22 protein-coding genes are annotated in these 26,974 nt (G+C 69.7%); 8 read left to right on the top strand and 14 right to left on the bottom strand.

Going from position 1 to position 26,974, the window contains the following annotated elements; all coding sequences use genetic code 11:
• Window positions 1-27 precede the first annotated feature (27 nt).
• Genes gcvPB through NAG42_RS22265 form a run of 3 tightly spaced genes read right to left on the bottom strand, consistent with a single transcriptional unit; the run spans window position 28 to window position 4,194 of the window.
• Window positions 28-1,629 (bottom strand): aminomethyl-transferring glycine dehydrogenase subunit GcvPB, encoded by a 1,602-nt coding sequence (gcvPB, locus tag NAG42_RS22275; protein WP_250032708.1) that lies wholly within the window; start codon window positions 1,627-1,629, stop codon window positions 28-30.
• Window positions 1,629-3,029 carry an aminomethyl-transferring glycine dehydrogenase subunit GcvPA gene (gene gcvPA / locus NAG42_RS22270; RefSeq protein WP_250032707.1) on the bottom strand — a complete coding sequence of 467 codons (1,401 nt, stop codon included), beginning with the start codon at window positions 3,027-3,029 and terminating at the stop codon, window positions 1,629-1,631. Before gcvPA ends, gcvPB begins: the two co-directional genes overlap by 1 nt.
• A gap of 37 nt (window positions 3,030-3,066) precedes the next feature.
• Entirely contained in the window at window positions 3,067-4,194 is a 1,128-nt protein-coding gene (locus NAG42_RS22265; RefSeq protein ID WP_284045688.1) for an ATP-NAD kinase family protein, read from the bottom strand.
• A gap of 348 nt (window positions 4,195-4,542) precedes the next feature.
• On the opposite strand from NAG42_RS22265, the gene NAG42_RS22260 reads away from it, so the two are divergent.
• The 3 genes from NAG42_RS22260 (at window position 4,543) to NAG42_RS22250 (ending at window position 8,697) form a co-directional block, all read left to right on the top strand.
• Window positions 4,543-6,063, top strand: a complete 1,521-nt coding sequence (locus NAG42_RS22260) for an alpha/beta hydrolase (protein WP_250032706.1) — start codon at window positions 4,543-4,545, stop codon at window positions 6,061-6,063.
• Between the two features lie 132 nt (window positions 6,064-6,195).
• Entirely contained in the window at window positions 6,196-8,037 is a 1,842-nt protein-coding gene (locus NAG42_RS22255) for a CocE/NonD family hydrolase (RefSeq protein WP_250032704.1), read from the top strand.
• 174 nt (window positions 8,038-8,211) lie between these two features.
• A complete protein-coding gene (locus NAG42_RS22250; RefSeq protein WP_250032703.1) occupies window positions 8,212-8,697 on the top strand; it encodes a sigma-70 family RNA polymerase sigma factor in 486 nt (161 codons plus the stop codon).
• A gap of 36 nt (window positions 8,698-8,733) precedes the next feature.
• Here the strand turns inward: NAG42_RS22250 and bla are convergent, their stop codons facing one another.
• Both bla and NAG42_RS22240 read right to left on the bottom strand, forming a co-directional pair.
• Window positions 8,734-9,660, bottom strand: coding sequence for a class A beta-lactamase (gene bla, locus NAG42_RS22245; RefSeq protein ID WP_250032702.1), 927 nt, complete (start codon window positions 9,658-9,660; stop codon window positions 8,734-8,736).
• A 107-nt stretch (window positions 9,661-9,767) separates the two neighbouring features.
• Window positions 9,768-11,855 carry a transglycosylase domain-containing protein gene (locus NAG42_RS22240; protein ID WP_250032700.1) on the bottom strand — a complete coding sequence of 696 codons (2,088 nt, stop codon included), beginning with the start codon at window positions 11,853-11,855 and terminating at the stop codon, window positions 9,768-9,770.
• 120 nt (window positions 11,856-11,975) lie between these two features.
• Here NAG42_RS22240 and NAG42_RS22235 point away from each other — a divergent pair, with 120 nt between their 5' ends.
• On the top strand, window positions 11,976-12,839 hold the full coding sequence (locus tag NAG42_RS22235; RefSeq protein ID WP_250032699.1) for a LysR family transcriptional regulator: 864 nt from the start codon (window positions 11,976-11,978) through the stop codon (window positions 12,837-12,839).
• 13 nt (window positions 12,840-12,852) lie between these two features.
• Here NAG42_RS22235 and NAG42_RS22230 read toward each other — a convergent pair whose 3' ends face one another.
• On the bottom strand, window positions 12,853-13,770 hold the full coding sequence (locus NAG42_RS22230; protein WP_250032698.1) for a serine hydrolase: 918 nt from the start codon (window positions 13,768-13,770) through the stop codon (window positions 12,853-12,855).
• A gap of 128 nt (window positions 13,771-13,898) precedes the next feature.
• Between NAG42_RS22230 and NAG42_RS22225 the strand changes: the two genes are divergently transcribed.
• The gene (locus NAG42_RS22225; RefSeq protein ID WP_250032697.1) at window positions 13,899-14,648 is read left to right on the top strand and encodes a helix-turn-helix domain-containing protein; all 750 of its coding nucleotides are present in this window, start codon (window positions 13,899-13,901) and stop codon (window positions 14,646-14,648) included.
• A 103-nt stretch (window positions 14,649-14,751) separates the two neighbouring features.
• Here the strand turns inward: NAG42_RS22225 and NAG42_RS22220 are convergent, their stop codons facing one another.
• Both NAG42_RS22220 and NAG42_RS22215 read right to left on the bottom strand, forming a co-directional pair.
• Entirely contained in the window at window positions 14,752-17,235 is a 2,484-nt protein-coding gene (locus NAG42_RS22220; protein WP_250032696.1) for an FtsX-like permease family protein, read from the bottom strand.
• Window positions 17,232-18,050, bottom strand: coding sequence for an ABC transporter ATP-binding protein (locus tag NAG42_RS22215; protein WP_438872430.1), 819 nt, complete (start codon window positions 18,048-18,050; stop codon window positions 17,232-17,234). Before NAG42_RS22215 ends, NAG42_RS22220 begins: the two co-directional genes overlap by 4 nt.
• Window positions 18,051-18,239: 189 nt before the next feature.
• On the opposite strand from NAG42_RS22215, the gene NAG42_RS22210 reads away from it, so the two are divergent.
• Window positions 18,240-19,361: an acyltransferase family protein gene (locus NAG42_RS22210; protein ID WP_250032695.1), complete on the top strand. Its 1,122-nt coding sequence runs from the start codon at window positions 18,240-18,242 to the stop codon at window positions 19,359-19,361.
• Between the two features lie 42 nt (window positions 19,362-19,403).
• On the opposite strand, the gene NAG42_RS22205 is transcribed toward NAG42_RS22210, so the two are convergent.
• Together NAG42_RS22205 and NAG42_RS45000 are read right to left on the bottom strand one after the other, a co-directional pair.
• Complete coding sequence (locus NAG42_RS22205) at window positions 19,404-20,093, bottom strand: response regulator (protein ID WP_250032694.1); 690 nt, start codon at window positions 20,091-20,093, stop codon at window positions 19,404-19,406.
• The gene (locus tag NAG42_RS45000) at window positions 20,090-21,346 is read right to left on the bottom strand and encodes a sensor histidine kinase (protein WP_250032692.1); all 1,257 of its coding nucleotides are present in this window, start codon (window positions 21,344-21,346) and stop codon (window positions 20,090-20,092) included. Before NAG42_RS45000 ends, NAG42_RS22205 begins: the two co-directional genes overlap by 4 nt.
• Before the next feature lie 177 nt (window positions 21,347-21,523).
• Here NAG42_RS45000 and NAG42_RS22195 point away from each other — a divergent pair, with 177 nt between their 5' ends.
• Window positions 21,524-22,351, top strand: a complete 828-nt coding sequence (locus NAG42_RS22195; RefSeq protein WP_250032691.1) for a DedA family protein — start codon at window positions 21,524-21,526, stop codon at window positions 22,349-22,351.
• Here NAG42_RS22195 and NAG42_RS22190 read toward each other — a convergent pair.
• From NAG42_RS22190 to NAG42_RS22175, 4 genes are all read right to left on the bottom strand, one after another.
• Window positions 22,321-22,977, bottom strand: a complete 657-nt coding sequence (locus NAG42_RS22190) for a GOLPH3/VPS74 family protein (protein WP_250032690.1) — start codon at window positions 22,975-22,977, stop codon at window positions 22,321-22,323. The two genes, NAG42_RS22195 and NAG42_RS22190, sit on opposite strands and share 31 nt — an antisense overlap.
• Before the next feature lie 60 nt (window positions 22,978-23,037).
• Complete coding sequence (locus NAG42_RS22185) at window positions 23,038-23,442, bottom strand: RidA family protein (RefSeq protein ID WP_250032689.1); 405 nt, start codon at window positions 23,440-23,442, stop codon at window positions 23,038-23,040.
• A 96-nt stretch (window positions 23,443-23,538) separates the two neighbouring features.
• Window positions 23,539-24,630, bottom strand: a complete 1,092-nt coding sequence (locus tag NAG42_RS22180; protein ID WP_250032688.1) for an alkene reductase — start codon at window positions 24,628-24,630, stop codon at window positions 23,539-23,541.
• Between the two features lie 82 nt (window positions 24,631-24,712).
• Window positions 24,713-25,093 carry a MerR family transcriptional regulator gene (locus tag NAG42_RS22175; protein ID WP_250032687.1) on the bottom strand — a complete coding sequence of 127 codons (381 nt, stop codon included), beginning with the start codon at window positions 25,091-25,093 and terminating at the stop codon, window positions 24,713-24,715.
• A 320-nt stretch (window positions 25,094-25,413) separates the two neighbouring features.
• Here NAG42_RS22175 and NAG42_RS22170 point away from each other — a divergent pair, with 320 nt between their 5' ends.
• The gene (locus tag NAG42_RS22170) at window positions 25,414-26,967 is read left to right on the top strand and encodes an alpha/beta hydrolase (RefSeq protein ID WP_250032685.1); all 1,554 of its coding nucleotides are present in this window, start codon (window positions 25,414-25,416) and stop codon (window positions 26,965-26,967) included.
• The last annotated feature ends 7 nt before the right edge of the window (window positions 26,968-26,974 follow it).

Genomic DNA, 26,974 nt, shown 5'->3' with positions numbered 1-26,974 from the left:
TCCGGGCGAGGGTTTCGCTGGGGAGGCCTACTCGCCGGGCTGTCCTGGCACTTCACCCGGCGACGCGCGCCGCCGTGCTGACTGGTGAGCCGTCTTCCGCTGGTAAGCGCGCCAGGTCATTGCCCTGGTGTCCGGGTCGTCGATCACGCCGGGCTTCAGGCGGTGGACCGCTTGATTGTGCGGGGCCGTCTTGACGAGTTCCGGATCGGAGTACGCCTCGTCGGAAACCTTCTTGAGGACGGCGATCCAGTTGTCGAGCGCTTCCTTGCCCCACATCTCGCCGGCTTCCGGGGTGATCGGCTCGGGCAGAAGCCAGGGTTCGTGGCTGGTCCACGGCGCGTCGATGCCGAAGTCGGTCATCCGGTTCTGGACGTCGTGGATGTCGACCCCGGTCTCTTCCTTGAGCGTCTGCAGGCTGTAGCGCGTCATCTCCAAGCGCGGAGAGGTCGCGTCGGGGTGCGATCGCGTGACCCCGCGGATGGCCAGCAGGCCCTTCTCCATGTAGTTGTTGGCCAGCACGGAGAGGTCGGAGACCTGCCCCATCCCTTCGGCGCCGACCGAACGCGACCAGGCGTAGGCCTTCACCACCACCGGCACGTTGCCCCAGAACTCACGGATCTTGCCGATGCTCTGCGGCCGGTCGTAGTCGAGGCGGTATCGGTGGCCGTCGAAGGCGACCAGCGGCGAGGGGAGGAAGGGGGCGAGCTCGGCGGAGCAGCCGTACGCGCCGACCGCTGGTCCGCCGACGCCGCTCTTGGGCGCTCCGAACGTCTTGTGAAGCATGAACATGCAGGCGTCGAACCCGATCTCACGCGGCCGGAGCTTGCCGATGATGCCGTTGAAGTTGGCGCTGTCGTGGAAGGCGAGCCCGCCCGCCTCGTGGACGATGCGCACCCACTCCTTGATCTCCGGGTTGTAGACGCCCATGTCGTCGGGGTTGTTGACCATCAGGGCGGCCGTCCGGTTCGAGACCGCGGCCTTCAGCGCGTCCAGCGACGGATAGCCGTTCTCGTCGAGCATCAGCGTGATGACCTTGAACCCCGCCGTGGCCGCGGTCGCGGCACTGGACGGGTGGGTCTGGATCGTGGTGATGATCTCGTTGCGCTGTTCCAGCTCGCCCCGGGCGGCGTGATAGCCACGGGTCACGGCACAGTTGACATACGCCGCCTCGGCGCCGCCGCCCGCCTGGAAGACGAATTGATCCATCCCGGAGAGCTCGCGCAGGATCAGGTCCATCCCGTAGACGATCTCCAGGGTGCCTTGCAGGGTGTCGTCGTGCTGGAGCGGATGCACTTCGGTGATTTCCGGTCGCCAGGAGATCGCCTCGTTGACCGACGGGTTGTACTTCATCGTGCAGGTCCCGAAGAGGCTGATACCCATCATGCCGAGTGTCTGCTGCGACAGCCGCAGATAGTGATAGAGCGCCTCGGGCTCGGAAAGCTCCGGCAGGGCGGGTCGGTCGCGGCGGCGCACCGCCTCCGGGATCAGGTCGGCGGCCGGACCGACGCCGGCCTCGATCTCGTCCTCCACCCGCGAGAACAGCACCCCGCGGCGGCCCGGGGCGCCCATCTGGTGGATGACCGGCTCGTGCCAGACCGGTGCCTGGTATTCCTTCGGTTCGATGCTCATCACGCGATCGCCTTCCTGAGGGCGCCGACCAGGCGCTCGATGTCGGTCCCGGTGTGGATCTCGGTGACGCAGTACAGAGCGCTCGCGCCCAGTTCGGGGAATTCCCGCGACAAGTCCTTGCCGCCGAAGATGCCTTGCTCGCGCAGGGAGTCGTTGATCTCACCGACTTCCCGGCCGGTGTCGTCGAAGTTCACGACGAACTCCTTGAAGAAGCCGGAGGGGAACATGACGCGTACGCCTTCGATCTCAGCGAGCTGCCGCGCCGCGTGATGCGCCCGCTGCAGGATGACGCCGCCGATCTCCTCGAACCCTTTCGGGCCCATCATCGCCATGTACGTGGTCGCGGCGATCGCCCACATGTAGACCGAGTGACCGGTCCAGTCGTTGCCTTTGTCGCGCAGCCCGTAGGAGGACTGCTCGAACAGGCTCAGGCCGTAGCCGTACTCGCCGGGTTCGATCGTCTCGGCGATGCTGAGCAGCAGCGTCGGGTACTGGTGGGCGTAGCGGTCCTCGTCGCGGGTGGCGATGAAGCCGCCGATTCCGCCGCCGGTGTTCAGCCGTACGCCGAGGGGCTGAATGGTGCCGACGACGAAGTCGGCGCCGTAGCCGGCGGGTGAAGCGAGCACGCCGAGCGAGATGGGGTCGACCCCGACGATCAGCTCGGCGCCCGCCGCGTGGGCGATCTCGGCGATGGCGGCACCCTGATGTTCGATCACGCCGAGATAGGACGGGGTCTCGAAGTAGACGGCGGCCGTCTGGTCGCCGACCGCGGCGCGCAGGTCGTCCAGGTCGATCAGGCCGGTGGCCGGGTCGTAGTCGACGAGGCGAACGGCGATGTGGTCGGCCATCTCGACCGGCTCGCAGTAGTTGCGGATCACCGAGAGGCGCTCGGGGTCGATGGCCCGGACGACCGCGACCTCGTTGCGCCCGGTCAGGCGTGAGGCCATCCGCAGCGCGGATCCGGCCGCGCTGCCCCAGCTACGCACCGGCAGGCCGACCAGTTCGAGATCGACCAGCTCGCCCAGCTGGCTGCAGAATTCGAACCACGCCTGGTTGCGGCCGTGGTCGGAGCTCGGTTCGCCGAAGACCGAGGTGAGCCATTCGTTACGGCGGACCACCTCGTCGCAGACGGCGGGAACGTGATGCTGCCAGCTGCCCGCGCCGAGGAAGTTGAGGTTCTGCTCGACGGTCCGATTCTTTGCCAGGATGCCGATGAGATGCCGGCTGAGCTCGCTCTCGCTGAGCGCCGGCGGCAGGTCGAACGAATGCTTCGTACGGTGGTCGGCCGGGATCTGGCTGAACAGTTGGTCGATGTTGTCGGCGCCGATCGCGTCGAGCATCTCCCGCTGAATCGCGGGCACCGAGTTGGCCATGTACGGATGTGCCGTGCTTTCTCCCATGAGAGGGCTCCTTCGTCGAGATGAGAAAGGGCCGCGGTCACGCCTCCACTTTGTAGAGCGTGCTGCGGTCGGGGCCGGTTTCGATCCGGATGTAGCCGGCCAGCATCGCGTCCACCTCGGCGTCGCCGGTGTCCACGTGCAGTGCTGCGGTTCGCAAGGCGATCAGTTTTTCCAGGCTGGAGAGGACGATGATGCGTTCGCGTCCGGCGCGGCGGATCACCTCGGCGCTGATCTGCTGGTTGCCGCGTCCGAACAGGCTGCCCTGGCCGCCGAGGACGCCGACGACGATCCACGTCTCCCGGCCCCGCATGACCTCCAGGAGCGCCTGTTCGTCGAGGTCGGCACCGACGACTCGGCCGTCCATCACGGCGTCGACACCGAGCAGGGTCGAGGGCAGGCCGAGAGCGTCGGCGACACGGCGTGTGGTCGTCCCCGGACCCAGGATGTAGAGGCAACCGGGCCGCATACCGGCCGCCACCTGCCGCGCCGCGACCTGCAGCGAAGCTTCGCTGCCGACCCCCGATCCGGCTTTGGCGTTCTGCGACAGGTGACGCTCGTACGGACTGCGCGCGTAGCCGTGGAGCCGTGCGGAAAGCCGGTCACCGCGGAAGGCGGCTTCGTCGAGGTCCATCACCTCGGCTTCGCGTAGCCTCGCGGCCGGACTGCCCGCGAGGAACAGGGCGGCGAGGTGTCCGGCATTCCTCGGGCTGGTGCCGAAGACCGCGGAATGCATCTTCACGCCGGCCGGCACCCCGAGAACGGGCACGCCATCGCCCACGACGGCGAGGATGTCGCGCGCCGTCCCGTCGCCGCCCACGAACAGCAGGAGATCGACCGAACGCGCCGCCATGACGTCAGCCGCCGCCCGCGTGTCGGCGGAGGTGGTGGGCCCGGGTGCCGCTCGGTGCACCACCTCCACATCGAGGCCGGCTGCGCGTACGACATCCTCGCCGGACTCGCCGGAGCCGGTGAGAACGCGCAGCGGCGTCACGGATTCGGTCAGTCGGGTGACCGCGGCGCGGGCGCGTTTCTCGGCGGCCGGCTGCGCGCCACGTCGCCAGGCTTCGCGCAGGACGTCCTCGCCGTCGGTGCCTTTGAGCCCGACACTGCCGCCCATTCCGGCCACGGGATTGATGATGAGACCGAGCGTTGCGCCGGCTGTCATGCCGCCTCCTCAGGATGCTCATTGATCTCTTGGCCGCGCGTGATTCGCCGAGTCGACCGTCAGCCCGCCCGTTTCCGTGGCTGATAAGGGATCGCTGGTCGCGCTGTCCTGACCTGATGAACTCGAACAGCCACAAGCGTGTTCAGAATGTGAGCCACCGCACGCCCCCCGGAAACGTCCGGCGCCGTCCACACATCGCCGATTTCCTCGGGCGATTGACTCGGTGGTCGCAACAGGGTTTCTCCTCAAGAGGCGTCAGAGGGACAGAGTCTCGACCGCAGCTGTGCGAAGGAGAAGCGCGTGCGACCACATTCCCGGCTCCTGAATGGATCCCGACATCTCAGCACTGTGCTCGCCACAGTCGTGCTGATCCTGGTCGCCGGATGCACGTCCGCGTCCCGTTCACCGGGCTCCGGGGCCGATGCGGACCTCAGTGTCTACCTCGGGCAGAAGCTCGACTGGACCAAATGCAAGGACACCGCCAAGACCGCGGCCGACGCCAAGCTGTTCGCGGACCCGGCACTCGAGTGCGCCTCGGTCGACGTTCCGCTCGACTACGCCAAACCGAAGGCCGAGAGGGCGAAAATCGCGCTCACGCGCCTCCCCGCCGCGGGCAAGGCCGAGGGCTCACTGCTGATCAACCCGGGCGGACCGGGCGGGTCCGGCACCAGCTTCGTCGCCAGTCTGCTTGCGCTGTGGCAGGCCGGCACCGTCGCCCAGCGCTTCGACATCGTCGGCTTCGACCCGCGCGGGATCGGGTCGTCGACCCCGGCCCTCGACTGCTACACCGACAAGGAGTACGACGCCGGCGACGTGCCACGATTCGGTGCGGTGTATGACATCACGAGCGCTGAAGAGGCAGCCGAGCTCGCGAAGCGCTGCACCGACGGCTCCGGCGGCCTCGCGAACCTGGTGAACGCCGGGTCGACGAACGTCGTGCGCGACATGGACGTCATCCGCCAGGTGCTCGGTGACGACAAGCTGACCTATCTCGGCTACAGCTACGGCTCCGAACTCGGCGCCATGTACGCCGCGACCTATCCCGAGAAGGTCCGCGCGATCGTGCTCGACGGGGTCGTCTCGCCCGACCTGACGGCCAGCGAGTTCCGCCTCTCCCAATTCGCCGGCCTGCAGGCACGATTCGACGACCTCGCCGCACTCTGCGCGAAATCGTCCGACTGCGTTCTCGGTCCCGACCCCGCGTCCGCGAACGACCGCCTGCTCAAGATCGTCGAGCCTCTGGTCGAGACACCGGCGCCGGCCACCGGCGGCCGGGACGTGAGCGTCTGGGACGTCTACCTCGGCATCAGCGGCGGACTTTACGCCGAAGCGAAATGGCCCGAAGTCATCTCCGCCCTGACCGCGCTCGAGGCCGGGAACGCCGACAAGATGCTCGCCCTGCGCGACACCTTCTACGGCCGTACGCCGGACGGTGCCTACAGCCAGGACTTCGATACCAACATCGCGGTGCGCTGCATGGACTCGCGCCGGTTGACGCCGGAGGAACACACTGCGCTCGCCCGCCAGATCGGGAAGGTCGCGCCGATGTTCGACCTCGACGTATTCACGGCGGGGAACTACCACAGCGAATGCGAGGCGTGGCCCGCGCCGCCGACACGCGACGAGCCCTGGCTCGCCGATGTCGAAGGCGTCCCTGAGACGCTCGTCGTGTCGGTCACCGGTGATCCGGCGACGCCACACCAGGGCGGTATCGCGATGGCCCGGGCTCTCGACGGAAGCCTGCTCACCGTCGACGGCAAGCAGCACGGCGCCTACCTCCTCGGTGGCAGCAAATGCGTCGACGACGTGGTCAGCAAGTATCTCCTCGACCTCAAAACCCCACCCGCCAACGCCCGCTGCAGCCTGTGACCCGCTCGACACCGGCATGACCAGGGGACACCGTGTCGGGGTTGCTCAACCTTGTTCCGGCTTGACCCTGTGCCGAGAACACATGATCGCCTGACCCGATTGGCAGACATGTCGCTGTTGAGGGAGAGACGCGTGAAATTCGTTCGTACGGGCGCCCGGGCGGCCGTCGTACTGGTCGCTGTGGCGGCCCTGACCGGTACGTTCATGACCGCCTACGCCGATGAGAAGGCGGCGGTGGCCACCGCGACCGACCCGGTCACCCACGAGGAGAACGACCGCGTGCCCAAGGGCGCGGCCTGGACCCAGCACTACTTCCCCTCCGCGGGCGCCGAACTGCACGCCGACGTCCTCCTGTCCGAGAAGCTGGCGCCGGGGCAGAAGGTGCCGGTCATCCTCTCGATCGGCCCGTACTTCGGGCACTCCGGCGAGACGACGAAGGAGGACTGGAAGCACACCGGCCCGTCCGCCCGGTTCCGCGACCTCATCGAGCAAGGCAGACTTCTCGAGCGCGGCTACGGCCTGGTGATGGTGGACTCACGCGGCTACGGCGGCTCGACCGGCTGCATCGACTGGGCCGGCCCGGGGGAGCAGGCCGACGTGCGGGCGGCGATCGACTGGGCGGCGAGCCGGTCCTGGTCGACCGGCAAGGTCGGGATGTACGGCAAGTCGTACGACGCGATCACCGGCCTGATCGGTAACACGCTGAAGGATGACGCGCTCCAGGCCGTCGTCGCGCAGGAGCCGGCCTGGGACCCGTACCGCCCGGCCCACTCCAACGACATCCCGCGGCTGAACTCGTTGCTGCTGCAGGGTTCCTACCCCGCTATCGCACAGCTGCCGCAGATGCCTGACGACGACAAGAAATATCTGGCCAACGCGGCGTACGAAGCCACCCACCCGCAGTGCACGGACACCTACATGGCCGGGATGCTGGTCAACGAGCAGGAGTCGGCGCACTGGCAGGCGCGCGACCTGGCCCGGATGGCCCGGGGCAGCGACACGCCGCTGCTGTTCACGCAAGGCTTCATCGAGGACAACACCAAGCCCGAGGCCATGGAGGAATACCTGGCCAACCACCGCGGTCCGCAGCGTGCCTGGCTGGGGCAGTGGGATCACGTCCGCGGCAACGACCGGGACGAGAGCGGGCGCCTCAAGATGGGCCGGGAGGGCTGGCTGACGGAGGTGATGTCCTTCTACGACCAGCACCTCAAGGGCATCACGCCGGCGACGAAGTACCCGGCCTTCGCGATCCAGGACAGCACCGGCAAGTGGCGCGCGCAGAACCGCTGGCCGGCCGCCGAGAAGACCGCCCGGATCGGTCTGGGCGGCGGCTCGTACGTCGACGACGGCGGCACCGACGCGTACGCCGCGCTGGTCGAGGCCGGCCACCCGGTCCCGCCGCCCCCGGCGCCGGGCCCCGGCAACTCGGGTGACGGCGGTGCGGGCGCGCTGGAACCGACCATCCCCAAGCAGCTGGCCGCGGTGCAGCTCAAGCGGATCCAGCAGGGACGCACCACCTCGGCGATCTACAAGTTCTCCACGCCGGTGGCCAAGGCGACCCGGCTGGTCGGCACGCCCGAGGTGACGATCGCCGCGTGGGGCCGGGGCAACGTCATGGTCAAGCTGTACGACGTCGCTCCCGACGGAAAAGCCGTCATTGTCAACGAGAACGTGTCGGTGCTCGACCCGGGCCGCACGACCTTCGAGCTCAAATCGACCGACTGGACCCTGGCTCCCGGCCACGTGCTGGGCGTCGAGATCGGCGCGGTGCAGACCGGCTCCTGGTACGACCTGCCGTCCGGCCAGACGATCCGGGTGCGGGACGCGCGGCTGAGCCTGCCCCTCGACAACCCGGCCGACGACGTCGCCACCGCGGGCGGCCCGGCCCTCTTCCAGGCGAAGTACCTGGAACGTCACCAGGTGAACCTGACCGCCGCCCTGCGGCCCTCGTTCACTCTGCCCACCATCCGCTGACCTGAGAGTCAGCCGTGTCCGCCGCGTCATCCCGCGGGCGCACCGAGCCATCGCGGGGACTGGCACGGTCCGCTGGATTCGTTGCCGATGGCGTACCGAGTGGAAGGACGAACGGCGATGCCCGTTGCTGTCTACAGGAAACCCGAGGCGGATTCGGCGGCGCGAGAGCAACGCATGTGTGAGCTCTACGCGGCAACCGCGGCTCATCTGAGGCGTTACCTCACGCGTCTGTCGCCGGGCCGGCCGGAGGACGCCGAGGATCTGCTTCAGGAGACCATGTTGCGGGCCTGGCGCAGGGTCGACGACCTGCCCACCGGCGTCGATGACTGTCGCCGCTGGATGTTCACCGTCGCGCGGAACGTGGCGATCGACGCGGTCCGGAATCGGAAGGCCAGGCCGGTCGAGGTCTACGGTGACCTCCCGGGGACCGCGGCGGTGCCCGACGAGACCACCCGCCTGCTCGACCGGCACGTGCTGGGGGACACCTTGGCGCGGCTGACCGAAGCACAGCGAGCGGTGCTGGTGTCGCTGTACTGGACGGACCGGTCGGTGGCCGAGACCGCGGTGAGCCTGGGCATCCGGGAGGGCACGGTTCGTTCGCGCTCGCACTATGCCTTGCGTACCGTCCGGGACATGCTGAGCAGCGTCGACCCCGGCTAGACCTGGCGTGGCCGTTACCCGGTGGTGGCAGATCGGTCAGCGTACGGTCGCGACGACGACCTTGGTCGCCTCGGCGATGAGCGCGTCGGCTGAGGGCGCGTCTGCCACACCGCGGTCGGATTGGATGGCGATGACGAGCGGGCTGCCGGTGGGGGGCCAGACGACGGCGATGTCGTTGCGGGTGCCGTATCCGCCACTGCCGGTCTTGTCGCCGACCTTCCATCCGGCCGGGACGCCGGCGCGGATGTACGGGCCACCGGTGGTGTTGCCGATCAGCAGGTCGGTGAGCTTCTGCCGCCTCGCCGGGGGCAGCAGGTCACCCAGGACGAAGGCCCGCAGATCGGTGCCGAGCGCCCGTGGGGTGCTGGTGTCGCGGGTGTCGCCCGGAGTGGCTTCGTTCAGCGCCGGCTCGTTCCGGTCGGCGTTGGTGGTCCGGTCCTTGATGGCCCGTAGCTGCCGCTGCAGCCCTTGAGGGCCACCGATCTCGTCGAGCAGCAGGTTCGCTGCTGTGTTGTCGCTGTATCGCACCGCGGCGTCGATGAGGGCGTCGATCGACATCCCCGTGGCCACGTGTTTCGACGTGATCGGTGCGTACTCCAGGAGATCGGCCTCGGTGTACTTGACGACGCGTCGGCGGTCGGTGTCGGGCAGGCGGCGCAGCACCACCGCAGCCAGCAGGGCCTTGAACGTCGACGCGTGGGCGAAGCGTTCGTCCGCGCGGTGGGTGATCAGGCGACCGGTTCCCGTGTCGATCGCATAGACGCCCAGGCGAGCGCTGAAGCGGCGCTCGATCGCGCTGAATTGCGGGTTTGTGGGTGTGGACTCCGCGACGGCCGACATGCTTGCGGGACTCGACGGTGGCGGTGCGGTGGTGGTGACCTCCGCACCGCACCCGCTCAGCAGCGCGGCAGCGAGGACGAGCGGGAGAGCCAGGACGGCAGGGCGCCGGGTAGCTGAAGTCATGAGTCCGAGCATGCGATCCACGGCTCATGCAGTCAAAGACACGAACAGCGCATTCCATGCTGTTGCGGCATATCAAGAGGCTGCATGGCCCGAAGCCCTTCGCTCACTCACGGGAACTGACGGATGGTCTTTCCGGCCATGTATTCGGCAACGGTGCGGTAGACGGCCGGGTTGACGATGCTGTGCCGCATGCGATCGCGGTGGGCGGCCCAGTCCGGGTTGGCCAGGTAGCCGGCCACCACCACGTCCCGGGTGCCGACGACCATCGAGGCGGTGTTGTCGCCGTCGGTGGTTCCGGTCTTTCCGAAGACCGGATGACCCACCACGGCTCGGGTCTCGGGTGCTGTGGCGCCCTGGCAGGTGCCGAGCTGGGCCCGGTCGCCGACGGGACAGCGGGCTGCGTCGAGCGCCTTGCGGGCGACCTGAGGTGAAGTAGCGCGGGTGCAGTGCGGCTGACCGATGTCGACGGCGGTGCCGTCGGCCGCGGTGATGTGGTGGATCGGCGTCGGTGTGCAATAACTGCCATCGGCGGCGAGCGTGGCGTACGCGTTCGCGATGTCCAGCGGGGTCGACGCCGAGACGCCGAGCGTGAAGGCCCCCCACTGATCGGCGCCGGCCGGGTTGCCGGCGATGGCGGCATCCGACCCCGCCCGGAACCGCACCCCGAACCGCTTGGCCGCCGCGACGACCTTCCCCGCCCCGACCTGTTCCTGCAGCGGCACGAAGTAGGTGTTGACCGACTGGCCGAAGCCGGTCCACATGTTGTACGTGCCTTTGAGGCTCCGGGAGGCGTTGTGCGGGCAGTAGAAAGACGTGCCTGGGCATGCGGTCGGCGAGTCCGGGTCGATGGCGTAGCGCGAGCGGTAGGTGTAGCCGGACGTGATCGGGTGATCGAGGTCATAGCCGCTCTCCAGAGCGGCGACCATGGTGAACACCTTGAAAACCGAGCCGGCCTGGTAGCCGGTGATGTCACCGCCGCCGGTGATGATCGGGTTGGTGGTGTTCGGATACGTGCTTCGCACCCCCTTCGCCGCTAGTGCGGGGTTGGAATTCGGCTTGTTACTGCCGTTGTCGAGTTTGTACTGACGGTTCGCCGCAAGTGCCTGAACCCGGCCGGTGCCCGGCTGCACCGCCGCCAGCAGCAGCGCGTTGCGGTTGTCGTCGCCGATGACGTCGCTGATCTCGGTGCGGGCCGAGGCCTGGGCCCGCAGGTCCAGCGACGTCACCACGCGGTATCCACCCGTCTTGAGGAGCCGCTCCCGCTCGTAGGCATTGGCGCCGAACGCGTCCTGGCTCAGCCACCAGCGGTAGAAGTAGTCGCAGAAGAAGCCCCAGCTGCTCTTGACGGTCTGGGTGCAGCCGTTGCCCGGCTGGGTGGTCGTCCGGCCGACCTTGGATCTCTTGGCGCTCACCGCCTGCTGCGCAGTGATGGCCCCGAGGTCCACCATGTTGTCGATGATGTAGTTGCGCCGGTCCAGCGCCTGCGGGTGACCGGTGGCGGTGGTCGGATCGAACGCGGTGGGCGCCTTCACCATGCCGGCCAGCAACGCGGCCTCGGCGATCGTCAGATTCTTCGGCTTCTTCTTGAAGTAGACCTGGCTGGCGGCGTAGACGCCGTACGCGCCGTTGCCGAAGGGCGCCATGTTCAGGTAGCGCTCGAGGATCTGTTGCTTGGACAGCGTCCTCTCGAGCTGGAGCGCGTACTTCATCTCGGTGAGCTTGCGCTCCGGCGTGTCGTTCGTGGCCGCGATCGCGGCGTCCGGCGTCCTGGCGGTGTAGGCCAGCGTCATGCGGACGTACTGCATCGTCAGCGTCGACGCGCCCTGCGGTGCGCCGCCGCGGCTGTTGTTCACGAACGCCCGCGCGACTCCCTTGAGGTCGACGCCGTTGTGCTCGAAGAACTGGTGATCCTCGGCCGCCACCATCGCGTTCTGCATGGCCTTCGAGATCCTCTTGAGGGGTACGTCGCTGCGGAACTCGTCGTACATGACCGCGATCTGCGTTTTACCGTCGGCGGCCAGGATCCGGGAGACCTGCGGCGCGGAGCGCTGCTCGAGTTCGCCGGGTAGCTCGGCGAAGCTGTCCGAACCGGCCATGGCGGCCAGGCCCGACAGGGCGACGGCCGGGAACGAAGCGGCAGCTACCAGCATGCCGGCCAGCAGACCGCAGATGCCGAGTAATGCCAGTCGTTTCATCGCGGACGCTCCGTCGCTTCGGTCGATCGGTCAGGTGTCGCTTCGACGTTGCCACGCGGGATTCATGTCGTCCAAGACAGTTTTCTTTGTGGTGATGCGATTTTGACATAGGTTGATCTGATGGACCTCATCGCGAGCTGCGCCGCCTTCGTCGCGGTCAGCAGGCACGCCAGCTTCACCCAGGGAGCCGCGGCCGCGGGTATTCCCCAGCCGGTGGCGAGCCGCCGCATCGCCGCCCTGGAGCGGCACCTCGGCGCGCTGGTGCTCGAGCGCTCGTCACGGACGGTCGTGCTCACCCCGTTCGGCCGGGACATGTTGCCCATGGCGCAACGCCTGGTCGACCTGGCCGACGCGATGCGCGACAACGCGGACCGGGCCCGGCTCCGGGTGTTCGACCTCGCCGTACCCGTCTCGTGCCCGGCGCTGGCGCTGGCCCGCCTGATCGCCGACGGCCGGCACCACGGTCTGTACTTCGATGTCGTTCCGGCCGAGCCCAGTCAGCGCTCCGACCTGGTGCGGGCGCGGGAGGTGCACGCCGCGATCACCGCGGTGCCCCCCGGCGACGGCACGTGGCAGGTGCCCGTGGGCCTGGCCGGCAACGACCAGGCCGACACCGCCATGTTCCTGGAGGAACTGCGACCGGCCCGGACGGCGGGGTCCGCACCTCGCCGGGTCTGGATTCAGCCCGAGGACGTCGTGCCCCACGTGCTCGACCGGATGGTCCGGCTCGGCAACGCAGTCGGGTTGCAACGGTCACAGATCACGACGGCGCGGACGGTGCCCGCCGCCGTGTCCCGGGCGATCAGCGGAGCCGACCTGCTGCTGTGCTCACGACGTGAGGCCGAGGCATGGGGACTGGGCTGGCGGCCCGTCGGGGAGGAACCGTTCAGTCGCGGATACACGATCACGTCGGCCGACAAGGAGGACGGCAGGAAGGTGCGCGCCCTGCTGTCGGACGCCATCGCGGACTGTCTGGGAGCGTGAGCCGGGAACGAGGTCAGACACGGGCAGCACGACCGGACCGCACCGTGTCGCGGAGCGTACGGGCGACGCGGCCCATGAGCGCTTCGACGCCGGTCTGCGCGGCGGCCGGCACGGTGGACTCGGTCAGGGCGGCGACGACGAATGCCTGTCCGTCGGCGTGCTCGACGACCCCGGCCTCGTGCCGCAGGTTCAGCAGGGTGCCGGTCTTCGACGACCAGCGGGACGCGTCGGAGGCGAAGTCCGGAGCCAGCCGGTGCCGGATGACGTTGTCACCGAGCAGCCGGCGTACGTGCTCGGCCGTCGCCGGGTGCAGTGCGGCCGGCCGCCAGATCTCCGTGAGCAGGGCCGCGTACGAACGCGCGGAACCCGTGTTGGCCCGGCTGACGTCCAGTTGTGGCACCGGATGGCCGCTCTCGGTCGTTCCCGCGGTGATGGCGAGGGAGTGGGCCAGGTGGACGTCTGCCGCGTCGAAGCGTTCCGCGGGCGTGTCCATCAGGTCGTGCATCACATGCCGGACGCTGATGCCGTCGAATCCCAGTTCGCGGACGGCGGCGTCGACCTCGGCCGGCGGGGTCAGCGCGAACAGTGCGTCCGCGGCCACGTTGTCGCTGACGGCCACAGCCAGGTAAAGCAGATCTTCGATCGCCACGGCGGCCGGATGCCGGAACTTGCTCAACCCGGTGGGCCCGGGAGCGACCATCCGCCCCGGGGTGACCTCGACACGTTCCGCGGGGTCGAGCTCGCCGCGGCGGACGCGTTCCAGGGTCACGACGGCCAGTGGGACCTTGACCAGCGAGGCGACCGGGAAGACGGTGTCGCCATCGAGGTCGACCTCGTCGCCGGTGTCCAGATCGCGAACGAGGAACGAGCCGCGCAGGCCGGCGTCCCGCAGCGCATCACGCGCGTTGCGGACGACGCGATCGGTGTTCATCGCCGCACGTCCTGTCTTCTCGTCCTGCCGTGCCGTTGTCTTGGCCCAGTCGGGGGCGCTGTGAAGTCTGATCTACAGTTTACGGGCCGCGTCGCCGGCGCCCGGTCCGGACTCTGGAGGGGGCCGATATGGCTTGGAGCACCCATCAACTCGCGGAACTCGCCGGTGCGACGGTGAACACCATCCGGCACTACCATCGCGTCGGCATCCTCGAGGAGCCGGAGCGCCGGCACAACGGTTACAAGCAGTACGAGATCCGGCATCTCATTCGCCTCTTGCGCATCCGGAGGCTGGTGGAGCTGGGTGTGCCGCTCAACCAGATCGGGTCGGACGGCGACATCGACCCGGAGCTGTTGCGCCGGATCGACGCCGACCTCGCCGCCGAGGCCGAGCGCCTGGCCAGAACCCGCTCCGATCTCGCCGTCATCCTCCGCGACGGAGCGCCGGCCGACATGCCGGCCGGCTTCGAGTCCCTCGCGCGGCGTCTGTCGGCGTCCGACACCTCGCTCATCCACGTCTACACCCGGCTGTACGACGATGGGGCGATGAACGATCTGCGCGAGATGGCCGGCAGTGACATCAGCGCCGCCGACGAGGATTTCGACGCCTTGCCGCCGGACGCCGACGACGAGACCCGACAGGGCCTCGCCGAGAAGCTCGCCCCGTCGATCGTGCGGCACCTGATCGCCTATCCCTGGTTGAGCGACCCGGCGGACCACGTGTCCAACAGTGCGCAGGTGACCCAGCGGACCTTCGTCGACGCGGTGGTAGCGCTCTACAACCCGGCCCAGGTCGACGTGCTGGGCCGGGCCAGCGTCCTCGCTCAGCAGCAATTGCGCGAGGCGCGCGAGAGGGACGAGAACCAGGACAGCGTCTGACTCCGGTTCCGCCCCCGGAGTCGCGAGCGCTCGGTGGAAGAGACGAGCGTGATGCGCCGGGGCAACGGCCGGACGGGCGCCGGCCGTCGCCCCGGTAGGCGCATTACGACCACCGGCGCAGAATCGCCCGGGCCGGCACGGTGACGGCGGCCAGGGCCAGGCCGACGGCTGCGGCCACGAACGATCCGTACGTCAACGGGGCGACGTAGGGCGCGTCGCCGGTCGTCCCGTTCATCATCGGGAACAGCGTGGCGGCCGCGATGGCCGAGCCGAGCAGGATGCCCGCGACGGAGACGAGCAGGCTCTCCCAGTGGAGCATCGTGAGGACCTGGCGCCGGGTGGCGCCGACCAGCCGTAGCGTCCCCAGCTCACGGCGACGGTCGACGACCGTCATCACCAGCGTGTTGAGGGCGGCGATGGCGGCGAAGCCACCGAGGACCGCGGCCATGGTGTTGTTCAGCCAGGCACCCGTTTGCGCGTCGAGGCTCCGCTCGGTGGCGTAGCCGGCGGCATCGGTGACCGTCCCCAAGGGAGCCAGCGAATCCGCCGAGCCACCCCGGACCAGCAGCGTGCTGTCGAAGCTCGAGGTGAGGTGCCCGGCCAGCGACGCCCGGTCCATGGTGACCGTGGCCAGTCCGAGACCGCGGCCGTACACCGCGATGATCTCGGGAGCGGCTTGGCTGCCGTCGGGGAGGTAGAGCGGGAGCCGGTCACCGACACCGCGCCCGGCCACGGTCGCCAGCGTCGTGTCGATGGCGATCCGGTCGCTGCCCAGCCGGTCGAGGCTGCCGTCGCGGACGTCCAGGTCCTGCACCTTCGTGAGCTCGGCGCCGGAGCCGGTGACGGCCTGGACCGCCGCGCCCTGCAGTGCTTTGAACTCACCGGAGCCGACCGGGACCAGCACCTGGGTCTTCAGCACGGCGACGGCGGTCTCCACCCCGGGGGTGCGGGCGGCATCGGCCGCCGCCGTCGCCGGCAGCCCGGCCGGGTCCGTGACGACGTGGTCCGCCGTGACGCCCGCGCGCAGCTGCTTGTCGGCGGCGCGGTTCTCGCTCGAGTTCATGAACACCAGGGTCGAGGCGAAGGCCATGGCCAGCACGATCGGCGTCATCGCCGAGGCGAGACGACGGGCGTTGGTCCGGGAGTTGGCGACGGCCAGTCCGGCGGCCGGGCCCGCGCCGCGCAGCGGCAGTCCGAACAGGCCCGCGAGCAACCACGCCACCAGCGGGCCGAGCAGCGCGACGGCCAGCATGAACAGCATGACGACGCCGAGAGCGGCACCGGCCGCGTCGTTTCCGGCCGAGCGTGCCGCGACGCCGGCGAGTGCTGTGCCGCCGACGAGGGCGGCCAGGCCGAGGACGGTACGGATCCCGCCCGGGCGCAGACGTTCGATCGACGCATCGGTGAGGGCCTGTCCCGGCTTGGTCCGTGCCGGTCGGCGACCGGCTGTCCAGCCGGCGCCGAGCGCGGTGAGCAACCCGACCACGACCGCGGCGAGCAGTGGCATCACCGAGATCTGCAGCTGCACCGCCTCCGGGATGGCGCCACGATCCTGCAACTGGTTGAACCACCAGTGCGCGAGCCCGAGGCCGGGCAGGAGGCCGGCGATTCCGGCGAGCGGCGCGACCAGCAGCGCCTCGGCGGCGACGGCCCGGCGAATCTGCCGTGGCGTGGCCCCGATGGCTCGCAGCAGTGCGTACTCCCGGGCCCGCTGGGACACCGAGAGGGCCACCATCGAGGCGGTGGTGAGGATCGCCACGATGACGGCGATGCCACCGAAGGAGCCGCCGATGCCGAAGAGGATCTCCTTGGCGTAGCTGAGACCCGGATCCTCGACGGCGCCGCGGTCGTCGCCGAGGTGCACCTGGGCTCCGGAGCCGGCCACGGCTTCACTCACCGAGCGGGCGAGCGCGGCCGCCTCGGTGCCGGGCGTCGCCATCACGGCGATGGCGTCGGCCCGGCCGGGATGCCCGGCGAGGACGGCCGCCTCGGTGTCGGCGAACCAGGCGAGCCCGCCCCCGGCGCCCGCGAGCTCGGCGATGCCGGCCACGCGGAAGTCCTGCCGGCCGGTAGCGGTCTCCAGCGCGACAGTGCCGCCGACGGCCGCTTGCATGGCCTGTGCCGTGCCCGGGTCGAGCACAACTTCGCCGTCACGGGGCGCGGAGCCGTCTGTCAGCGCGGCGCCGGTGAACACATGTGATCCCCAACCGTGCGCGGCGAGCGCCCCGCCGGGCACGGCCGCGCGTACCGGGAAGGTGTAGTCGGCGACGGCTGTGGCCGCACCCGGCGCCGAGGCGGCCCGGGCCGTGAGGGTGGCGTCCACCCGCTTCGTGTCGGGCAGGGGCACCGCCTCCCTCTCCTGGTCCTCACCGCTGCCGGTGACGATGTACTCGTTCTGGTCCATGGCCACGATGACCGGCGCGTTCGCGTAGCGCTGCGGCGGCACCGACGCGCGCAGGCTGGTCTCGAGCAGGATGCCGGCGGCCGCGACGATGAGTGCGGACATCAGCAGGGCGAGGAAGGTTCCCGCGAACGACGCGGGCTTGAACCGGATGGCCGCACGGGCGAGTCCGTTGGGACGCATCATGCCGCCGCACCGGCCATCATGCTCGTGCCGGAGGTGAGCGCGGTCATCCGGGCCGCGATCTGGGCCGCCGATCCCCGTTCGAGATGGCCGGCGAAGGCGCCGTTCGCCAGGAACAGCACCCGGTCGGCCCACGCCGCGGCGGCCGGATCGTGGGTGACCATGACGACGGTCGCGCCGAGAGTGTCCACCGCGTGCCGGAGCAGGCCGAGCACTTCGGCGGCGGTGCCGGTGTCGAGGGCCCCGGTGGGTTCGTCCGCGAAGATCACATCAGGGTCGCTGATCAGGGCGCGGGCAACAGCCACCCGCTGCTGCTGGCCACCGGACAGCTCGTCGGGCCGGCGCCGGGCCTTGTCGGCCAGCCCGACCCGCGCGAGCACCTCGGCCGCTCGGCGACGGTCCTGACGTCGCCCGGCCAGCCGCAGGGGCAGCAGGACGTTCTGTTCCACCGTCAGCGACGGCAACAGGTTGAACGCCTGGAACACGAAGCCGAGCCGGCTACGACGCAGCTTGGTCAGCTCGTCCTCGTTCATCCCGGTGATCTCCGTGCCACCGAGGCGCACGGAACCCTCCGTCGGCCGGTCCAGTCCCGCGGCGGATTGCAGGAAGGTGGACTTGCCGGATCCCGACGGCCCCATGACCGCCGTGAACGTTCCGCGCGGCAGGGCCAGGTCGATGCCGGCGAGCGCGTTCACGGCACGCGAACCGCGGCCGTACCGGCGCCGGACACCGTTCATCTCGACCGCGAGACCGGTGTCGGCGGCCGGAGCCGCCGAAGGTCCGGTCGTCCTGGGTCGCTTGTTGTTGCGTAGCCTCATTGCTGCCTCTCATGGCGTTCTCGTGCTTACGGAAGAACTGTGCGGGGGCGGTGTCGCCCTCGGCGTCATCCCCGGGGATCACACCGGCGTACATCCGCCGTGGGGCCCCGCATACATCCCGCGCCCGATGCCGCTGCACCGTGGCCGTTCCTAGCGTCGATTTCTCCAGACATCGACGGAGGGAAAGTCATGCGGCAGCGCGACCGGTTCATCGACGGGCTCCGTGCCCTGGCCATCCTGGGGGTTGTCATCGGGCACTGGATGGTCGGTGCGTTGGTGGCGACCCCGACGGGCCTGCGGATCGACAGCCCACTGCGTCATCTGGAGGGCCTGCATCCGGTCACCTGGTTGCTGCAGATGCTGGGATTGTTCTTCCTGGTCGGCGGTTACACGGCGGCCCAGGGACTGCGCCGGGCCCGGGCGCGCGGCGAGACCGACGCGCAGTGGGTGCGCCGCCGGCTGTGGCGGATCGGGCGGCCGGTGCTCGCCGCGACGGTGATCCTGGCCGTGGCGCTGCCGCTGCTCGTCGTCCTCGGACTCGGTGCCTCCACCGCGCGGACGACCGTGGTGCTGTTCCTGCAGCCGTTGTGGTTCATGGGCGTGTACGCGGTGATTACCGCCCTCACGCCGTACGCCCTCAGGCTCGACCGCCGTGGTGGGCTCCGGGTGGTCCTGGCGTTCGCCGCAGCCGTGGCCGTGGTGGACGTGCTGCGCTTCGGCCCGGACGTCGAGCCGGCCGCCGTCGGATACCTGAGCGTGTTGCCGGCCTGGTTCTTCGCCTACCAGCTGGGCGTGGCCTGGTCGGCAGGACGGGTCGGCCGGCGGGTCGCGGCCGGTCTGCTCGCCGCCGGCCTGACGGTGTTCGTGCTCCTGCTCGCCGTCCTGGAATATCCGGTGAGCATCGTGAGCGTGCCCGGCTCGGCGCGGTCCAATTCGAACCCGCCGTCGCTGATGGTCCCGGCGCTGGCCGCGATCCAGATCGGCGTCGTCCTGCTCCTGCGCGGCCCGATCGAGCGGCTCCTGCGCCGGCCCCGGGTCTGGGCGGTGGTGACCGGGCTCAATCTGAGTGCGATGAGCGTGTTCACCTGGCATCAGGTGGCGCTCGTCGGGGTCTCGGAGCTCGCCCGCCGGGTGGGCCCGCTGCCCGGCCTCGGTGACGCGCCGGCTAGCGCGGGGTGGGTTGCCGCCCGGTTCGCCTGGTACCCGGTGCTCGCGCTCGCCCTGGCCGGCATCGTCGTGATGGTGCGCCGTTACGAGAACCCGGTGACCGTCGCCCCCTCCCGCGAACATGACGCGGTCGTCACCCGGTGAGGCCGGGCCGATCGCCGTCGAGGCGTATCGGAACGAGGTTTGCTACCGAGCTGCGCGGGCGCCGGGACCGCCCGGGCTCACCAGGCCGGTCTCGTAGCCGAACACCACGGCCTGGACCCGGTCCCGCAGACCGAGCTTGCGCAGGATCCGGCTGACGTGTGTCTTGGTGGTCGGCTCGGCGATGAACAGCGAGGCGGCGATCTCGGTGTTGGACAGGCCGAGCGCTATCAGGCGCAGGACCTCGCGTTCGCGGTCGGTCAGGCCGTTGAGCGCGGTGGCGCCGGTGGGACGCTGTGGCCGCGCGTCGACGAAGTTCTCGATGAGCCGGCGGGTGATGTTCGGCGCCAGCAGCGCCTCGCCGGCGGCCACCACCCGCACGGCTCGGACCAGTTCCTCGGGCTCACTGTCCTTGAGCAGGAACCCGCTGGCGCCGGCCTGCAGCGCGGCGTAGATGTAGTCGTCGAGGTCGAACGTCGTCAGCATCAGCACCCGCGGCGTGTGGCCCGCCGGGCGTTCCGGACCGAGCAGGGCCCGGGTCGCCGCCAGTCCGTCGAGCACCGGCATCCGGACGTCCATCAGCACCACGTCGGGCCGCAACCGGTGGCTGCGGTCCACCCCGGCCTGCCCGTCCTCCGCCTCGCCGACGACCTCGATGTCCGGTTGCGCCTGCAGGATCGCCCGGATGCCCATCCGGATCATCGACTGGTCGTCCACGATGAGTGCGCGGATCACTGTTCCTCCCCGATCGGCAGGCGTGCCGTCACCCGGTAGCCGCCTTCGTTGCGAGCAGCGGTCTCCAGCGTTCCGCCGACCTGCCGCACCCGCTCACGCATCCCGGTCAACCCGTGACCGGTCGACCCGGCGGCCTCCATCGGCTCGGCCGGTCCGGCCGCGGCCTCGTTCACGACCGACAGCATCAGATCACTTCCTTCAAGATCAATATCGATCAGCGTACGCGCACCGGGCGCGTGCCGGATGACGTTGCTCAGCGACTCTTGGATGAGGCGGTACGCGGTCAGGGCCACGCGTTCGGGCACGGCCGCCGCTTCCACCGCCTCGCCCCGGCGCATCTCGACCGGCAGCCCGGCCTGCTGCGCCGACGCCAACAGTTCCCCGAGCCCGCTCAGGCCGGGCACCGGGGCCAGCTCGGCGTCCGCGTCCTCGGCGCGTAGTACCGACAGCAGCTGCCGCATCTCGCGCATCGCCGCCCGGGCGCCGGTGGCTATCCGTTTGAACTCCACCTCGGCGTCCGGGTCCAGGTTCTCGATCCGGTACGACGCGGACGTCGCCTGCATGTGAACCACGGACATGCTGTGCGCGACGACGTCGTGCAGTTCGCGGGCGATCCGGGTGCGCTCCTCGGCGACGGCGCGGTGACTCTGCTCGACCTCGATGTCGCGCCGCGCGTCGGCGAGTTCCCGCCGGACCTGCTGCCACCGGCGGATCAGGATGACGCCGCCGAGCACTCCGGCCGACAGGGACGGATACAGAACCTCCATGAGCAGCCCGTCACCGACCGATCGGCCGCCAGGGGCGAGCAGCGCCACGACGGGGATGAGCAGAACGCTCACTCCCCAGGTCGCGGCGGCGGCGCGCCAGCCGTAGCGGACCGAGATCAGGCCGATGTGTGCGATCAGTGTGAGCAGACCCGGCACGGTGAGCGGCCACGTCGATGCCGAGCCGGCCGGGATGGCCACCCCGACCACCACCACGGCCAGCAGTTGCAGCGCGGTCGCTTCGCGAGGCCGTACGAGGACCAGGGGCAGCGCGGCGCTCTGGGCGATGCCCGTGATCACCGCGACCATCGGGTCGATCCCGAACAGTTGAGCACCCAGCGTCGCGTTGACGGGCAGGAAGATCAGCGCGAGCCCCCCGGCGACCAGCCACCACATCAGCCACGACAGGACCGGGCGGCGCAGCCGCGGGTCGACCCCGGTGAGCGGGCGCGAATCGGCTGCCTGGTCCGGCTCCGGCGATGCGGTCACCCGGCCACCGTAGATTGGGTTGTTCGCGTGCAGGGTCCGACTGGTGATGGATACCACCCCTTCCCCGGGATGACGCCGGACGCGACCACGGGATGACGCCGGACGCGACGACGGGATGACGCCGGATGGGACCGCGGGATGACGCAGCCACCGGCACTCCGGCCCGAGGCTGAACGCATGGATCTGATGAGCCTGCTCGGCCCGGCGATGACCTCGCCGCTGCTGTACCCGCTGCTGGCGGTGCTCGGCGGCCTGGACGGCATCGTGCCGGTCGTCCCGTCCGAGGCGGCGATCCTCACCGCCGGCATGTTCTCGCGCACCGGCACGCAGAGCCTGGTCCTGGTGGTCGCCGCGACCGCCGCCGGCGTCTTCGTCGGCGACCACCTCGTGTACGGCCTGAGCCGTAGCGCCTTCGGACCCCGGCTGATCGGCCGTTTCCGGTGGTTGGGCCGGGCTGTCGACCTGGCCGGCCGGCAGCTCGAGCACCGGACCGGCCCGCTGATCGTGATCTCGCGTTTCGTGCCCGGCGGCCGGGTGGCGACGAACGTCGCCAGCGGGACGACGCGGGTGCCACTCACCAAGTTCAGTCCCGCCTCGGCGATCGCCGCCGTCACCTGGGCGACCTACCACGCCGGGCTGGGCCTGCTCGGCGGCGCGGCCTTCGTCGAGAACCCGTTGATCGGCCTCGCGACCGGCCTCGGCCTGTCCCTCGCGGTGAGCGGCATCATCGAGCTGATCAGGCGCCGATCCACCCTGCGTAACAGCCGGCGCAAGCTGCGAGCAGTGACCGTCGCGACGACGGCCGCGGCGATGCTGTTCCTGCCGGCACCGGCCAAGGCTCTGGCGCCGGTCGTCCACGAGACACCAGTACGCACGGACGCGCCCCGCTGGTGCCTGACAAGCTGCCGTCTCACCGATGCCTCCCCGCCGACGGAAGAGCAGTCCCCAGTGGCCGGCCCGGCACAGCTTCCCGGTCATCCGCCTCGGCGCAGCGCGATGGAGTAGGACAGGGCCTTGCGCAGACCCGGCATCTCCTGCTCGACCCGATCGGCCAGGGCGCCGATGTCGCGCCTGTGCGTTGCCAGTTCACGCCACCGGAACATCGTCCCCACCAACCCGTCGACCGCCAAGGTCGCGAGCACGGCGTGCACGAGGGGGACGGACGCGGATCCGGAGCCTCCCAGCGCCGCGTCGCGTACCTGCTCCCGCAGCGCCTCAACCCGGTCGGGATCGGCGAGGACGATCTCCTTCCGCCGGAACGGACCGAAGATCTGACGGTGCTCGATCGCCATGTGCCCAGCGCTGACGAGGTCTTCCCGGACGGCGCGCTCGGCCTTGTCCCATCGGCTCTCCAGCACCTCGAACCAGCTTCGTGAACCGCTCGCCGGGACCTCGCCGAGCACCTCGGTGAGGAACGGATCGAGCGTGGCCGGTGTCGTCGTGTTCGTTCGCCCGGCCTCGCCGTCGCGGTCGTGCAGCAGCCCGCCGATGCGAAGTTCGGCGACCGCGGCGGCGCAGAACAGCGATCCGCGAACCGGTTCGCTGTCGGCGTCGAGCCGGCCCTTCTCGAGGTGGACACTGAGGAGGAAGAGCTGGTGCGGAAACGGCAGGGCGTCGGCCGTCGGCATCATGCGGGAGTTCCTGACGTCACAGGGGCGTAAGTCGGTGGGCGAATCATGCGGTGCGCCGCCTCAGTCGAGGACGGCGATTGCTTCGATCTCCACGACGAAGTCGGGTGTGAAGAGCGCCTGGACGCCGATGATCGTGATGGGCGGAGTCGGTGCGGGCAGACCGTCCTCCTGGGCCCGAGCGATGCCGGCGAGCACCTCGTTCCACTTCTCCGGCACCCAGTCCACGATGAAGAAGGTGAGTCGAGCGAGGTCGCCGACGTCTCCTCCCGCGCCGCGGACACCGATGATGATGTTGCGAAGCGCGGCGTGGACCTGACCGGCCAGATCCGGCGCGGCCGGCTGGAAATCGGGCGTGACGCCGGCCTGTCCGGCCAGCAGGACCAGCCGGGATCCGGTGGCGACAGCGACCGGCGAGTAATCGGTCTGCTGAAGCAATCCGTCCGGATGCCTGAATTCGACGGCCATGTGATCTTCCTGTCGTCCGGCGTTGCGTGCCTGGTGATCCCTCCCAGTGAAATCTGTGTTCCGGGAACACAGTCAAGGCGAGGTGGTCCGCTTGCGTCAGGCGGATGCCGGGGCGGCCAGGCGCGCGTCGTACGCCGGGTAGGTGAGGTAGCCGTCGTCGCCGCCGGTGTAGAAGGTGTTCCGATCGGCCTCCGTCAGCGGCAGATCTGCCCGGAACCGCTCCACGAGGTCGGGATTGGCGAGGTGCGCGCGGCCGAACGAGACCAGGTCGGCCCCCTGGGCCAACCAGCGCTCAGCGTCGGCCCGGGTCGCTTGGACGGGACTGTTCGCCGCCGACGGGTTGACGATGAGCGTGCCGGGCCACGCGCGGCGCAGCCCGAGCAGCACTTCGTCCTCGGTGCTGGCCAGGTGCAGGTACGCCGGGCCGAGCGGGACAAGCTCGGCGAGCAGCGCCCCGTACGTCTCGGGAATGTCGGTGTCGATGGCGTCCCCGATGCCCGCGCCCGGTGACAGCCGCAGCCCGACACGATCAGCGCCGATCGCGTCGACGGTGGCCGCGACCGCCTCCACAGCGAACCGGATCCGGCCCGCGATGGTCCCGCCGTAGCGGTCCGTGCGCAGGTTGGCGTTGCCGGCGAGGAACTGCCCGATCAGGTATCCGTTCGCGCCGTGCACTTCCACGCCGTCGAAGCCGGCCTCCACCGCGCGCCTCGCCGCGGCCGCGAAATTCTGCACCTCGGCCGCCACCTCACGGGTCGACAGCGCGCGTGGCGTCGGCGTGAGCTGCGGTCCGGTGGGGGTGTAGACGTAGACCTCGCGTGCGGCGACGGCGGACGGCGCGACCGGCTGGTGGCCGGTCGTGTCCGGGTGACTGATCCGTCCCGCGTGCATGATCTGCGCGAAGATCCGTCCGTGGTGGGCGTGCACGGCGGAGGTCACCTGCCGCCACGAGTCGACCTGCGCGGGCGTGTGGAGCCCCGGCGTCAGCGGGTTGGACTGCCCGACCGGAGTGGGCCGGACACCCTCGCTGATGATCAGGCCCGCGCTCGCCCGCTGGGCGTAGTAGGTCGCCATCGACGCGGTCGCCAGCCCGTCGCGGTCGGATCGGATCCGCGTCATCGGGGCCATCACGACCCGGTTGGGGAGGCGGAGTCCGCCGAGCGAGACGGTGTCGAAAAGTGATGTCATGACTTCACCGTAGAATCTGACACCGATGTGAGATGCAAGTCGTGAACGCGCGAGGTGGCCAGGCTCACCCGGGCGGCGCCCGTCACGCGCCCGCGGGAGCCATCCGTTGCCTGCGATTGGCGTCGATCAGACCGTTGAGCACACCACGAGTCGAGGTCAGATCCTCGATGTGCTGATCGAGCCGGTCCCGCTCCTGGAGCATCCGTTCCAGGGCCGCCTCGGAGGCGTCGTCACTGGGGGAATCCACACAGGGCAGCAGATCGACGATCGTCCGGCTGCTCAGGCCCGCGGAGAACAGCCGCTGGAGGAAATCGATCCGCTCGACCTGGCTCTCGAGGTAGCGGCGGTGGCCGCTGGGACTCCGCAGGCTGGTGAGCAGCCCCTGTTCCTCGTAATAGCGCAGGGATCGAACACTCACTCCCGTACGCGAAGCCAGTTCACCGATCCGGATGGTCGATTCCACCACTGCCTCCCCGGCCCTGATCTCACGTCGATGTGAGATCCAGTCTACCGACGCGCCGGAGTGCGACCGGTGACCCGATGTCTCCGGCTGCCGGGGGGAAGCTCGTTCACCCGCTCCGGAATGCCGACCAGGCATGGCCACGCATGCCTGGCCGGTATTGGTGCATGGGCACCAGGTAACGCAGTTGCCGCAGGTCCACGTCTGCCACCGAGCAAGCATGACACGGCGGCGCCGCACGTAGCCCGCACAGCGGCGTCGCGGCAGGTAAGCGGATCGGCCGCTCTTGACCCTGTTCCGAGAACATGGTGTTCCGTGAGCACATGGACATCGAACCGGGTGCTTCGCCGGCACCGGCGCGTCGCCTTCTCGGCCAGGCCTCGGCCGCCATGGTGCCTCTGCTGTTGCTTCTGAGCGCGTGTACCGCCGCGTCGCCGTCCGCGCAGGCCTCCCCGTCGCCGTCGCCGTCGCTGGATCGGTACTACCAGCAGAAGGCTGCCTTCGCGCCGTGCAAGACTCCGCTGGAGGGCACCAAAATCGTCGTCGACGGAGAATGCGGCCAGGTGGAGGTGCCGCTGAACTACCAGAAACCTGACGGCGACGTCGCGCGGATCGCTGTGTTCCGGGTCGCGGCCCGGGGCGACAAAAAGATCGGGTCACTGTTCTTGAACCCCGGCGGTCCCGGCTACCCGGGCGTCGGCTATGCGGCGATGATCTCGGCGACCCTGGCCAAGAACCCGGTCTCCGAGCGTTTCGACATCGTCGGCTTCGACCCCCGCGGAACAGGCGCGAGCAAGCCGGCGCTCGACTGCTTCGACAACACCGAACGGGACGCCGACGTCACGCCGGGCAGTCAACTGATTAGTCCCGGTGCGCCCCCACTCGTGCAGGCGTGCGCGGACAGCGTAGGCGGCGCGGACAAGCTCGCCCACTTCGGAACCCGGGACGCGGCCCGCGATCTGGACATCCTGCGGGCTGTCCTCGGCGACGAGAAGCTGACCTACGCGGGCGCGAGCTACGGCACACGGCTGGGTCCGGTCTACGCCGAGATGTTTCCCGACAAGGTACGGGCACTGGTGCTCGACGGCGCGCTGGATCCGCACGCGAACACCCTCCAGCGCCGGCAGGAGCAGTGGGCGAGTTTCCAGCAGGCCTTCGACGAGATCGCGGCCTTCTGTATCGCGAAGGGGGATTGCCCGCTCGGTGACGACGTCAAGGGAGCCACTGCGGAGTACCAGAAACTCGCACGGCCCCTTCTGAGCAACCCGGTGCCGGCCGGCAACAGTCGCCGGCTGAGCTTCATCGCCGCCAACGACGGCATCGTCACCGGCCTCTACGCCCAGCGGCTCTGGCCTCAGGTCGTGGCCGGGCTGGCCGAGCTGAAGAAGGGGCGAGGGGAGATTCTGCTCGCCCTGCGAGACAGCTACCATCGGCGGTCACCGAACGGCCAGTACGACAACTCCGTGGAGGCGAATTACGCGATCGACTGCCTCGACGAGGATCGCTTCTCTCCCCGCGGCACGGCTGAACTCACACAGAAGACCCTCGCTGCCGCGCCCTTCCTCGATCCGGGTACGCCCGTGAAGGACACACCTGACTGGTGCGAGGGCTGGCCGTCGGAGCCGACACTCGGATTTCCCTATGCGACCGGCATCCCGAACCTGCCGCCCACATTGACGATCTCGGTGACCGGCGATGCGCTGACCCCGCACGCGGGCGGCGTGAGCTTGGCCAAGACCTTGGGCGGCGGTCTCCTGACCGTGGAGGGCAAGCAGCACGGCACGATGCTTGCAGCCAACGCGTGTGTCGATGCCGCCATCGCCACTTATCTGATCGACCTCAAGGTGCCCGCGCAAGACGCAACCTGTCGACTCTGAACTCCGG

It is taken from the genome of Paractinoplanes maris, assembly GCF_023544465.1.
GTDB classification, from domain to species: Bacteria; Actinomycetota; Actinomycetes; order Mycobacteriales; family Micromonosporaceae; genus Actinoplanes; species Actinoplanes maris.
Note: the sequence above shows the minus strand (reverse complement) of the source record. Positions and strands in the feature narration are given on the sequence as shown.

Bases quoted from the DNA above. Each gene is read 5' to 3' on its own strand.
- gcvPB (WP_250032708.1), bottom strand. From the start codon at position 1,629: ATGAGCATCGAACCGAAGGAATACCAGGCACCGGTCTGGCACGAGCCG.
- gcvPA (WP_250032707.1), bottom strand. From the start codon at position 3,029: ATGGGAGAAAGCACGGCACATCCGTACATGGCCAACTCGGTGCCCGCG.
- NAG42_RS22265 (WP_284045688.1), bottom strand. From the start codon at position 4,194: ATGACAGCCGGCGCAACGCTCGGTCTCATCATCAATCCCGTGGCCGGA.
- NAG42_RS22250 (WP_250032703.1), top strand. From the start codon at position 8,212: ATGTGTGAGCTCTACGCGGCAACCGCGGCTCATCTGAGGCGTTACCTC.
- bla (WP_250032702.1), bottom strand. From the start codon at position 9,660: ATGACTTCAGCTACCCGGCGCCCTGCCGTCCTGGCTCTCCCGCTCGTC.
- NAG42_RS22240 (WP_250032700.1), bottom strand. From the start codon at position 11,855: ATGAAACGACTGGCATTACTCGGCATCTGCGGTCTGCTGGCCGGCATG.
- NAG42_RS22235 (WP_250032699.1), top strand. From the start codon at position 11,976: ATGGACCTCATCGCGAGCTGCGCCGCCTTCGTCGCGGTCAGCAGGCAC.
- NAG42_RS22230 (WP_250032698.1), bottom strand. From the start codon at position 13,770: ATGAACACCGATCGCGTCGTCCGCAACGCGCGTGATGCGCTGCGGGAC.
- NAG42_RS22225 (WP_250032697.1), top strand. From the start codon at position 13,899: ATGGCTTGGAGCACCCATCAACTCGCGGAACTCGCCGGTGCGACGGTG.
- NAG42_RS22220 (WP_250032696.1), bottom strand. From the start codon at position 17,235: ATGATGCGTCCCAACGGACTCGCCCGTGCGGCCATCCGGTTCAAGCCC.
- NAG42_RS22215 (WP_438872430.1), bottom strand. From the start codon at position 18,050: ATGAGGCTACGCAACAACAAGCGACCCAGGACGACCGGACCTTCGGCG.
- NAG42_RS22210 (WP_250032695.1), top strand. From the start codon at position 18,240: ATGCGGCAGCGCGACCGGTTCATCGACGGGCTCCGTGCCCTGGCCATC.
- NAG42_RS22195 (WP_250032691.1), top strand. From the start codon at position 21,524: ATGGATCTGATGAGCCTGCTCGGCCCGGCGATGACCTCGCCGCTGCTG.
- NAG42_RS22190 (WP_250032690.1), bottom strand. From the start codon at position 22,977: ATGATGCCGACGGCCGACGCCCTGCCGTTTCCGCACCAGCTCTTCCTC.
- NAG42_RS22185 (WP_250032689.1), bottom strand. From the start codon at position 23,442: ATGGCCGTCGAATTCAGGCATCCGGACGGATTGCTTCAGCAGACCGAT.
- NAG42_RS22180 (WP_250032688.1), bottom strand. From the start codon at position 24,630: ATGACATCACTTTTCGACACCGTCTCGCTCGGCGGACTCCGCCTCCCC.
- NAG42_RS22170 (WP_250032685.1), top strand. From the start codon at position 25,414: ATGGACATCGAACCGGGTGCTTCGCCGGCACCGGCGCGTCGCCTTCTC.